Genomic DNA, 9,495 nt, shown 5'->3' with positions numbered 1-9,495 from the left:
AAGAAACATCAGGCCTATCGCTTTAGGCAGAAAAAACTGGCTATTCGCAGGTTCACTTGCTGCTGGGCAACTGATGACAAATATCACGAGTCTACTTGCCACAGCAAGAGCCAATGGTATCAATCCAGAGCAATGGTTACGAGAAATCTTAGCGGTGTTGCCCACTTGGAAATATAACGAGCTAGACAAACTCTTACCAATCAGATCAATTCAAAAAACTGAGTGTGAAAAAACTCAACCTCGATAACGCCCATTATACTTGACAAAAATTAGTAATCTAGATGTCTTCCTCGTATGCTTACGTTGTGCCTAGGTTTAAAACTGCTTTTGCGATAAAAGCTCTGGCAATTTGTACTCTATATTTATTGGTGCGACCGACTGAACCACGAGCAGTCGATATAACGAATTTGTCTATTTCAGAGAGCTCTATCACTGTGATAACTTCGGAGAATTTATCAGTTAAAACAGTACCTTTGGATTCTATATGCGAGAAAAGGTCATTTTGAGAGTAAAAATAAAGTTAATTGAATGAATTAGATAATATATTATGCATGCGCTAGTTTCCTTTTTTGTCTGAGAAACTTAATTTTACCATTAATTTGGTTAGGAATCTAGCACTTACCTCGCATTCTACCACTTAAATTTCAACTAATTTACCCTAATAAATTAATCGTAATTATCAATTTTGCAACTGCCTCTAACAACTATCTTGACAAGTTCCGGTTTACATCAAGGCGAACGAGATATTAGAGTTACTAAGGTATATCAGAATATCTCTGGGTGTTTTCGTTCGATTAAAGGCGCGGAAATGTTTTGCCTTATTCGCAGTTATATTTCAACTTGCCAGAAGCATGGTCTCACGGTATTGGAAGCTTTAGAAACGCTATTGATGAAAAATTGCTACCCACAATTCATTCAAGATATTTTAGATAAAATATCTTGAATGAATGATTACGGTTTTTTTTGTGTGCCAACACTACTTTGTGACTGAAAGCGACCAAATCCATTATAGTGCTGGTGTGCTGTTTGAGTTAATTTTTAAAGAGCAATATAGATAAAACTCGAATTCTCTAGTACTTTTATTAAAAAAGCATCAGATTTTAATGGCGAGGTTTAAAATCATAGCCGTCACACATATATGGAGTTTATAATGTTAAAAAAGCATCATTATTCAAATAATAATTTAAACTAGTGATAAAATCTTCGATTGATGCTGTATTTTTTTGGTGTAAGACATTGGTAAGAACATCCTCAAATTGTTCTCCATAATAAAAAAGCTCTAGATTTTGTTTAATAACAAATTTTGGATATTCTTCCTCATCATCATCATTAATCGTTGGATAACACTCTAAATAACAAATAAGATTTTCTGTAGCTAGAGAAACATATCCTTTTGTATATAAGCAAAAATTATTGCTTTTATAGCCTTTTTTTACAATATCATTTATTAACTCACTTAACGTATATTCTCTTTGAAACTCTAGTTTTTTCATACGCATTTTCCTCTTTTCGGTTTACCAGTTTTACCATCTAACTTACCTTGCCGCCCTTCCTTACCACCTCCCCATATATCTCGTCCTCCTTTCCCTGTTGGGTGATATAACGCATGATTTTTCGCATGATCAATTCGGTCAACAAGAGTTAACAAACCTTTAGTCTCATGATGATGCCAGGTTAAGCCCGCTGGACTAGTTCCCATATTAGGATTTTTCATCCAATCAGATAATTCAGGGTATCTACCAAGCATATCCCGTCTAAAAGAAGCATTCTTATTCATTTCATTAATGAATTCCTTATTTGCGCGATTAAATTGAACCACATCGCTTGAAAAATAGTTTTTTGGATCAACCATAGAATTAAAAAAGGAATTATATTTACCATTATTGGGCCTTGTAGCCCACCCCAGCGGGTCAACCCAACTTAATGGATTTGGGGCATATTGATACAGATTTATGCCACCAGCCAGACCTATGGGGTCTTGTTGGGTGAAGCGTCCTGTTTCTGGGTCATAGTACCTAAAGGTATTGTAATGCAATCCTGTTTCTTGGTCAAAATATTGTCCCTGAAAACGCAAGGGTTGACCGTAGAGTAAAGTGACTTGGTTTTTTGCAGGTCGGCGATAACTTCCCCATAAATACTCTTCTGTTTCAAAGATGAGCTCGCCTTGCGCACTTGATAAGGCATATGGGGCACCATTAAGCTGAGTGTGATACGGAACTTGTCAAGATAGTTGTTAGTTATTTATAATTTTTACTTACTAAGCTACGCCGTTTGCTTTTTCCTTTTCAGGTGTTTCATTAAGCGTTACTTTAGTTATTGGACTACAATCACTTACTCGCCTTTTAACCCATCTATTCGGATGGCTTTCTTTCTTGCGGTTCATTACCTCTTTTCTTCTTTGTAACTTAGCTAAATCGTAAGCATCCGAGCAACACATCTAGATTAAGCCAATAAATTCACTAAACTGAGCATAATTTCAACCCATCGAGGATTATGCGTTATGAAAAAATACATAATACAACTTACATTCCGCTGTTCAAAAAATGATTAATTAGTGTATTTTTTATCATTATTTCAGGGTGAATGTGCGCTTTGTTTATTTTTTGAGCGATTTTATTGTAACTCATTGACCAAAAATAACTTCTTGCCTGTATTCATCACTCCAACCACATTTTTTGATTTTGCCTACCATACTGTTTTTTCTTGGGTTCAACTTACAAAGGTTTAGACAGAACCTTCTGATTATACCTACATTCTCAGCACCATCATCTTTTCTAATACGAGAATCATCCTCTTTGAAAGTGACATCTAAGAGCCAGTGGGCATTATTTTCCACTCCCCAATGATGTCTTATTGCTTTGGCTGTTTCTTCAACATCGACGTTCCTAGAGCTGATGTAGTACAGAGTTTCACTTTCTGTTTTACCTGATTTATTCAATTGGCGTTCTCGAGTAATTTTAATGATAACTCTTACTTCAGGACACAGGGCAAACGCATACTTTTTCCTAATTAACCAAAAATCACTTTGGTTCTGAATCTGTCGCTCCACTCACATTGTTTTATTTTACCAACCATAGTGTCATTTCTAGGATGGAGCTTGCATAAATTAAGGCAAAAGCGTCTAATTACAGCAACATTTTCTGCTCCATCTTCACTTTTTAAAGTTTGAATATGACGAGCACCACAGAATGATTCAAAGTGTGGTCAAACAAGGAAATGATGAGTGGGTGACGCAATACGAGTACGATGCATTAAGCAGACGGATAAGTAAAACCTCGCAATATTATACCGACGTATATGACCACCACCGTACTTTAGTGGAATATAAAAGCAAGAAGCAACTGTTTTATTGGCAAGGATTAAGGCTCGCAGGAGAAAGCGAGGCTTCAAAAACCGAGAACAGAAGGTGGTATGCTTATGAAGAAAATAGCTATGCACCGTTAGCACTGATTGACCATTGGCATGAAATAGATAAAGACGAAATCGTTTACTATCACACTCAGCTTAATGGTGCCCCCTATGCCTTATCAAGTGCGCAAGGCGAACTCATCTTTGAAACAGAAGAGTATTTATGGGGAAATTATCGCCGACCTGCAAAAAACCAAGTCACTTTACTTTACGGTCAACCCCTGCGTTTTCAGGGGCAATATTTTGACCAAGAGACAGGATTGCACTACAATACCTTCAGATACTATGACCCAGAAACAGGGCGCTTCACTCAGCAAGACCCGATAGGACTGGCTGGTGGTATAAATCTGTATCAATATGCCCCAAACCCATTAAGTTGGATTGACCCGTTGGGTTGGAGTTGTAGTTTTTACAGTGGAAAATTGAGCATTCAAGCTTCAGAAATGAAGCCTCTAGTCAGAGGCAGCAAAGAATGGAATCAGGCGATTAAAGAGTTTCAAAAAGCGCTTGCCAAAGGTGAAAAATTTCAAGTAAAGGTTAGGACAAGCTCTGATGCAAAAGCATTTTTAAAAGAATCACAAGGTAATATGAACCGTTATAAGGCACATACACAAAGTAAGCGTCTTGATGGAGTACCTAAATACCCTAAAGGGTATGAGCAACATATGGAACCAGAAAATGGACTTGGTGATGCTCTTCATATTAAATGGTACAATAATGGAACAGACGGTCACATTTTTTACGATATACCGAATTAATTATGAAAAACAAATATTCCTTTGATTACCTCAATAAAATAGCTCTTCAATCAAAAGAAGATGAAGCGGAAATATTTTTTAAAATGAATAAAATAGTCCGCACTGGCTCCTTAATTTGTTCATTAGAGTGTATAAACGAGCTCTTTTTAAAGTTGGACAAAGAAATGTATTATATTTCACATAATTGTATTATGCGTAAAGGTAAGCAAAAATTTTTTATGGGAAGAACGTTCAAAACACAAAAAGAAGATTTAAAAATTTTTTTAAAAAAATCGCATGAAATGGATGATATACGCAGCTTGATTATATCCCCATTTTTTTTGGGTGCGCCTGATAAGGCAATATTTTTAGATGACGAGCAAATAATTATATATAACGCGCTGCTCGACTTTTAAAATACGAGATCTGCGATAGTTAAAATGAGCCTGCCTTGTTCTTTATTGAACAGGGTCCCTGCCTCTGAGTGACAAGATTTTACTGGTTAGCCTATCATCAATGCTTGATACTTGGATGAGTGGGTAGCGCAATACGAATACGATGCCTTGAGCAGACGGATAAGTAAAACCTCACAATATTATACCGACGTATATGACCACCACCGTACCTTAGTGGAATATAAAAGCAAGAACGGAACTTGTCAAGATAGTTGTTAGTTATTTATAATTTTTATTTACTAAGCTACGCCGTTTGCTTTTTCCTTTTCAGGTGTTTCATTAAGCGTTACTTTAGTTATTGGACTCCAATCACGTACACGCCCTTTAACCCATCTATTCGGATGACTTTCTTTCTTGCGGTTCATTACCTCTTGTCTTCTCTGTAACTTAGCTAAATCCTTACCTGAACGCTTATCAGCAGGGGTGATAAATTTATTGCTACTGTGCAGATGTTCATTGTTATACCAATTCACAAATTCATACACCCATTCTCTAGCTTCTTGTATATTGCTAAAGGGTTTTAATGGTAAAAGTGAGTTATGCTTTAAGGTTTTAAATAACGATTCTGAGATGGGATTATCATTACTTACCCTAGGTCTACTATGTGAACTTAAGACACCAAGTTCCTCCAACATTACCTTCATAGTCTGTCCTTTCATAGGAGAGCCATTATCCGAATGAATAACTAATTGTTTGGGTTTGATGCCCTCTTTTTCATAAATATCTTGTATCAATAAAGAGGCATTCTCTGCGCTTTCTGAATCAAAGACTTGCCAGCCTGTGATGTATTTATCAAAGATATCAATATACATATAGAGATAGAAGTACTGTCCTGTCACATTAGAATTCAAGTAAGTAATATCCCAGCAATAGAGTTGATTACTTGCTGTTGCCACAAGCTCATTGGGTTTATTTGACGCTCTTGGCTTTCTCGTGCTACCACGATGAGTATTTTGTCCAGTTAATCTCATAAAACGGTAGAATGTGGATTCTGACGCAATATAAATACCTTTATCATCCATGAGTCTCGGTACGATTTGAATAGGCGATAGGTGCTTATATTCTTCACAATTCAGATAATGATTCAGCATGTTATACTCAAATTCTGAAAGTTTATTTTTAGGCTCAACATAGGTGCGATGTTCTTTCAATCGCTTATCTACATTAAGATTAAAGTCTTTATTCTTGCGCCACCTAAGGTAAGTTGCATAGGAGAGACCTATCACCTCACAGCATCTAAAAGGTCTGGCGCCATTCCCTATCAATTAGGATAGTTGTTAATAATTTTATAGTACACTATCATTAAATAATAGGAGATTTAAAAATATGGCTAACCCAAAATTTTCAGATGAATTTAAAATGAATGCAATTAAATTGGCTAATAACAGAGGAGACCGGTCTCTGAAAGATGTAGCCAAAGAACTCAATATATCCAAAAGCTCTTTAGATTCTTGGCTTAGAAATCATAGAGAACAATTAAATCAACTCTCTTCAGATAGTAGACAGTGGTCAGCTCAAGAAAAATTATTAGCCATTGCAGAATCCCATGCTTTAACTGGCGAGGAGCTCAGTCAGTGGTGCCGTATGAAAGGCATTTTTGAACATCAATTAAAGTCTTGGAAAAGGGAGTTTATTGAGAGTTCTGAAAAGAAAAACAGCCATGCACAAACGAGTGAATTAAAAACACTCAAGGATAGGAATAAGGCGCTAGAGGCTGATTTAAAAAGGAAGAATAAAGCATTAGCAGAAAGTGCTGCGTTATTGGTGCTTTCAAAAAAGTTCAATGCGTTGATTTCGGGAGAGTACAATTCACTGAAACATCAACGCGTATTAAACTATTAGAGTTAATCACTGAGGCAGTATCAAATGGGGCCAGACCTTTTAGATGCTGTGAGGTGATAGGTCTCTCCTATGCCACTTACCTCAGGTGGAAAAAGAATAAAGACCTCCGTCTTAATGTAGATAAGCGATTGAAAGAACATCGCACCTATTTTGAGCCTAAAAATAAACTATCAGAATTTGAGTATCACATACTGAATCATTATCTGAATTGCGAAGAATATAAGCACCTATCGCCAATTCAAATCGTACCGAAACTCATGGATGATAAGGGTATTTATATTGCGTCAGAATCGACATTCTATCGTTTTATGAGATTAACTGGACAAAATACTCATCGTGGCAGTACGAAAAAACCTAGAGCGTCAAATAAACCCAATGAGCTTGTGGCAACAGCGAGCAATCAAGTCTATTGCTGGGATATTACTTACTTGAATTCCAATGTGAAAGGACAGTACTTCTATCTCTATATGTACATTGATATCTTTGATAAATATATCACGGGTTGGCAAGTCTTTGATTCAGAAAGTGCAGAGAATGCCTCTTTATTAATACAAGATATTTATGAAAAAGAGAATATCCAACCCAATCAGTTAGTGATTCATTCGGATAACGGATCTCCTATGAAAGGACAGAGTATGAAGGCAATGTTAGAAGCGCTAGGTGTCTCAAGTTCACACAGTAGACCTAGGGTAAGTAATGATAATCCTATATCAGAATCGTTATTTAAAACTTTAAAATATAACGCATTATTGCCATTAAAACCGTTTGATACTATACAAGAAGCTAGAGAATGGGTGTATCAGTTTGTTCAGTGGTATAACCATGTGCACTTACACAGCAGCAATCAATTTATTACCCCTGCTGATAAACGCGCAGGTAAGGATGTGGCTAAATTACAGAAAAGACAAGAGGTAATGAACCGCAAGAAAGAAAGCCATCCTAATAGATGGGCTAAAGGGCATATACGTGATTGGAGTCCAATAACTAAAGTGACGCTTAATGAAATGCCTGAAAAGGAAAAAACAAACGGTGTAGCTTAGTATGTAAAAATTATAAATAACTAACAACTATCTTGACAAGCTCCGCATTTGATACCGCCTCAAAGATTAACTCTAATAGTTTAGTGCGCGTTGAAGTTTCAGTTAATCTTCCTCTCCCGAAATCAACGCATTGAACTTTTTTGAAAGCACCAATAACGCAGCGCTTTCTGCTAATGCCTTATTTTTCCTTTTTAAATCAGCTTCTAGCGCCTTATTCTTATCCTTAAGTGTTTTTAATTCAGCTGTTTGTACGTTACTGTTTTTCTTTTCAGAACCCTCAATAAATTCTCTTTTCCAAGCCTTTAATTGATGTTCAAAAATACCTTTCATACGGCACCACTGGCTGAGTTCCTCGCCAGTTAAAGCATGGGATTCTGCAATGGCTAATAATTTTTCTTGAGCTGACCAGTGTTTACTATCAGAAGATAGTTGATTTAATTGTTCTCTATGATTTCTAAGCCAAGCATCTAAAGAGCTTTTGGATATATTGAGTTCTTTAGCTATATCTTTCAGAGAACGATCTCCTCGGTTATTAGCTAATTTAATTGCATTCATTTTAAATTCATCTGAAAATTTTGGGTTAGCCATATTTCTAAATCTCCTATTATTTAATGATAGTGTACTATAAAATTATTAACAACTATCCTAATTCATAGGGATCATGCACTCGTTTATGACTACCATAGTGCTGTGTGAATCTTTCCACACAGACAACGGGAGCCAATTCATGATCATAATCCTTACAGCTATCTTGACAAGTTCCGATTGGACCCATGACCAAATGCTGCCCAGTTTGGCCCGGGCAGCATCCTCCATTATATGCGTGCTCTACTTTTTTATATTCTGTACTACCTTTTTTAAAAGGCACCAAATTACATTTACGTGCACGTAAACAGGGGTTCATTAATGCTTGAATATCTTGAACATCATAATAAATCGTCAAATTTTTTGAATTCCGATTCAAAGATGTCCAGTTGCTCCATTGCCTATTCTGCAAAACTCGTAATTTCAATGATTTCAGAAGCTGTATCCATAAAATCGTAGAGTGTCCAAAGCCCCATCGAAACATTACCCACTAACGGGACAACTGAACCTGCAGCTTGCTTCAGTGCCGCTTTAGCGGCTAATTTTGCTGCCGCTTTTGTCGCAGCATTAACGGCCATATCTTTTAATTCATCTTCAGCACTCTGAAGCAAATTAAAATGCTCGCGTAAATCAGCTATATGATCTTTTATAGTCCCTAACTCTTCTTTTAATCTATCAAAATCAATGTCGTTTTCAGTTAAACTCTCAGCAAGCCCATCACCTTTAACCAACGTGCGTTCAAATCCTGTACAATGATCATCCGTCCAGTGCCACTCACCATTTTTAGCCTTTGGTGGCTTGTCCTGATTCGCTCTCTTTCTTTTGTTACCTAAAAAGCGTTTTTCTTCAGATTTATCCTCATCTTTAGCACATTCTCGTTCAATCTTCTTACGTTCTTTTTCACATTCGTCTTTATCAAAAATTCCAGTTGATACATACGGAAATAATGGCGTATTAGAAGCAAAAGACCTTTGATTATGCCCCATAATGTCTAAATGGCGAGGCACGCCTCTTCCTTCAAATCGGACATTCGGGGACCAAGACTGAAAATATGATTTACCTTTTATAACACCTGTCATCAAGCCTTTAGACATCCCTTGAGTCGCACCTTCATTACCTGTACTGGTAGCAAAAAAAGAACGATCTTCTTTGGCAACCATGCTATTACAGATAAATACAGTCGTTGTATCGTTAGACAATGTACTTGATCGGGATGTATTGGGATAAGGTACAACCACAGGTGGCGCAGGTGGAGTCCAACAAGGATCAGGAAACGCCGCAGCAGAAACGCCATCAGACGCTTTAGAACAAGCCTCTCTGTCATTGATATAGACACCTGTGTTCATATTGAAGTGCTCATTTCTAAATACTCAATTCATTCGATGGATCTTATAAGTTATTGCTTTAAGATCAAATCTTTAGTGAATT

General features: G+C 36.7%; 13 protein-coding genes and 1 pseudogene. 5 read left to right on the top strand and 9 right to left on the bottom strand.

Going from position 1 to position 9,495, the window contains the following annotated elements:
- A partial coding sequence (locus tag ACFFIT_RS00185; RefSeq protein WP_385875292.1) for a transposase domain-containing protein occupies positions 1–247 on the top strand: 247 nt, incomplete at its 5' end.
- Between the two features lie 51 nt (positions 248–298).
- Here the strand turns inward: ACFFIT_RS00185 and ACFFIT_RS00180 are convergent.
- The 5 genes from ACFFIT_RS00180 to ACFFIT_RS00160 all read right to left on the bottom strand — a co-directional run bounded on the left by ACFFIT_RS00180 (position 299) and on the right by ACFFIT_RS00160 (position 3,049).
- Complete coding sequence (locus tag ACFFIT_RS00180; protein ID WP_385875290.1) at positions 299–433, bottom strand: hypothetical protein; 135 nt, start codon at positions 431–433, stop codon at positions 299–301.
- 712 nt (positions 434–1,145) lie between these two features.
- Complete coding sequence (locus tag ACFFIT_RS00175; RefSeq protein ID WP_385875288.1) at positions 1,146–1,493, bottom strand: DUF7716 domain-containing protein; 348 nt, start codon at positions 1,491–1,493, stop codon at positions 1,146–1,148.
- Entirely contained in the window at positions 1,490–2,155 is a 666-nt protein-coding gene (locus tag ACFFIT_RS00170; protein WP_446697440.1) for an RHS repeat-associated core domain-containing protein, read from the bottom strand. The genes ACFFIT_RS00175 and ACFFIT_RS00170 overlap by 4 nt, the downstream gene beginning before the upstream one ends.
- Before the next feature lie 102 nt (positions 2,156–2,257).
- Positions 2,258–2,437, bottom strand: a complete 180-nt coding sequence (locus tag ACFFIT_RS00165) for a hypothetical protein (RefSeq protein ID WP_385875286.1) — start codon at positions 2,435–2,437, stop codon at positions 2,258–2,260.
- A 186-nt stretch (positions 2,438–2,623) separates the two neighbouring features.
- Entirely contained in the window at positions 2,624–3,049 is a 426-nt protein-coding gene (locus ACFFIT_RS00160; protein ID WP_385875284.1) for an ISAs1 family transposase, read from the bottom strand.
- Positions 3,050–3,188: 139 nt separating this feature from the next.
- Between ACFFIT_RS00160 and ACFFIT_RS13295 the strand changes: the two are divergent.
- Positions 3,189–3,812: pseudogene (locus ACFFIT_RS13295) on the top strand (RHS repeat-associated core domain-containing protein); the annotation flags it as partial.
- Between the two features lie 356 nt (positions 3,813–4,168).
- On the top strand, positions 4,169–4,561 hold the full coding sequence (locus ACFFIT_RS00150) for a hypothetical protein (RefSeq protein WP_385875281.1): 393 nt from the start codon (positions 4,169–4,171) through the stop codon (positions 4,559–4,561).
- Positions 4,562–4,839: 278 nt separating this feature from the next.
- Here the strand turns inward: ACFFIT_RS00150 and ACFFIT_RS00145 are convergent, their stop codons facing one another.
- Positions 4,840–5,826, bottom strand: a complete 987-nt coding sequence (locus ACFFIT_RS00145; protein ID WP_385875279.1) for an IS3 family transposase — start codon at positions 5,824–5,826, stop codon at positions 4,840–4,842.
- 100 nt (positions 5,827–5,926) lie between these two features.
- On the opposite strand from ACFFIT_RS00145, the gene ACFFIT_RS00140 reads away from it, so the two are divergent.
- Together ACFFIT_RS00140 and ACFFIT_RS00135 are read left to right on the top strand one after the other, a co-directional pair.
- Positions 5,927–6,442, top strand: a complete 516-nt coding sequence (locus ACFFIT_RS00140; RefSeq protein ID WP_385875277.1) for a transposase — start codon at positions 5,927–5,929, stop codon at positions 6,440–6,442.
- On the top strand, positions 6,340–7,482 hold the full coding sequence (locus ACFFIT_RS00135) for an IS3 family transposase (protein WP_385875295.1): 1,143 nt from the start codon (positions 6,340–6,342) through the stop codon (positions 7,480–7,482). Before ACFFIT_RS00140 ends, ACFFIT_RS00135 begins: the two co-directional genes overlap by 103 nt.
- A gap of 102 nt (positions 7,483–7,584) precedes the next feature.
- Here ACFFIT_RS00135 and ACFFIT_RS00130 read toward each other — a convergent pair whose 3' ends face one another.
- From ACFFIT_RS00130 to ACFFIT_RS00120, 3 genes are all read right to left on the bottom strand, one after another.
- The gene (locus ACFFIT_RS00130; protein WP_385875275.1) at positions 7,585–8,070 is read right to left on the bottom strand and encodes a transposase; all 486 of its coding nucleotides are present in this window, start codon (positions 8,068–8,070) and stop codon (positions 7,585–7,587) included.
- Between the two features lie 52 nt (positions 8,071–8,122).
- Positions 8,123–8,257 carry a hypothetical protein gene (locus ACFFIT_RS00125; protein WP_385875273.1) on the bottom strand — a complete coding sequence of 45 codons (135 nt, stop codon included), beginning with the start codon at positions 8,255–8,257 and terminating at the stop codon, positions 8,123–8,125.
- Positions 8,258–8,468: 211 nt separating this feature from the next.
- Positions 8,469–9,413 (bottom strand): PAAR-like domain-containing protein, encoded by a 945-nt coding sequence (locus ACFFIT_RS00120; RefSeq protein ID WP_385875271.1) that lies wholly within the window; start codon positions 9,411–9,413, stop codon positions 8,469–8,471.
- Between the last annotated feature and the right edge of the window lie 82 nt (positions 9,414–9,495).

It is taken from the genome of Thorsellia kenyensis (genome assembly GCF_042432445.1).
In the GTDB taxonomy this organism is placed as follows: domain Bacteria; phylum Pseudomonadota; class Gammaproteobacteria; order Enterobacterales; family Thorselliaceae; genus Thorsellia; species Thorsellia kenyensis.
The sequence above is the reverse complement of the archived record's forward strand: the minus strand, read 5'-3'. Positions and strand labels throughout refer to the sequence as shown.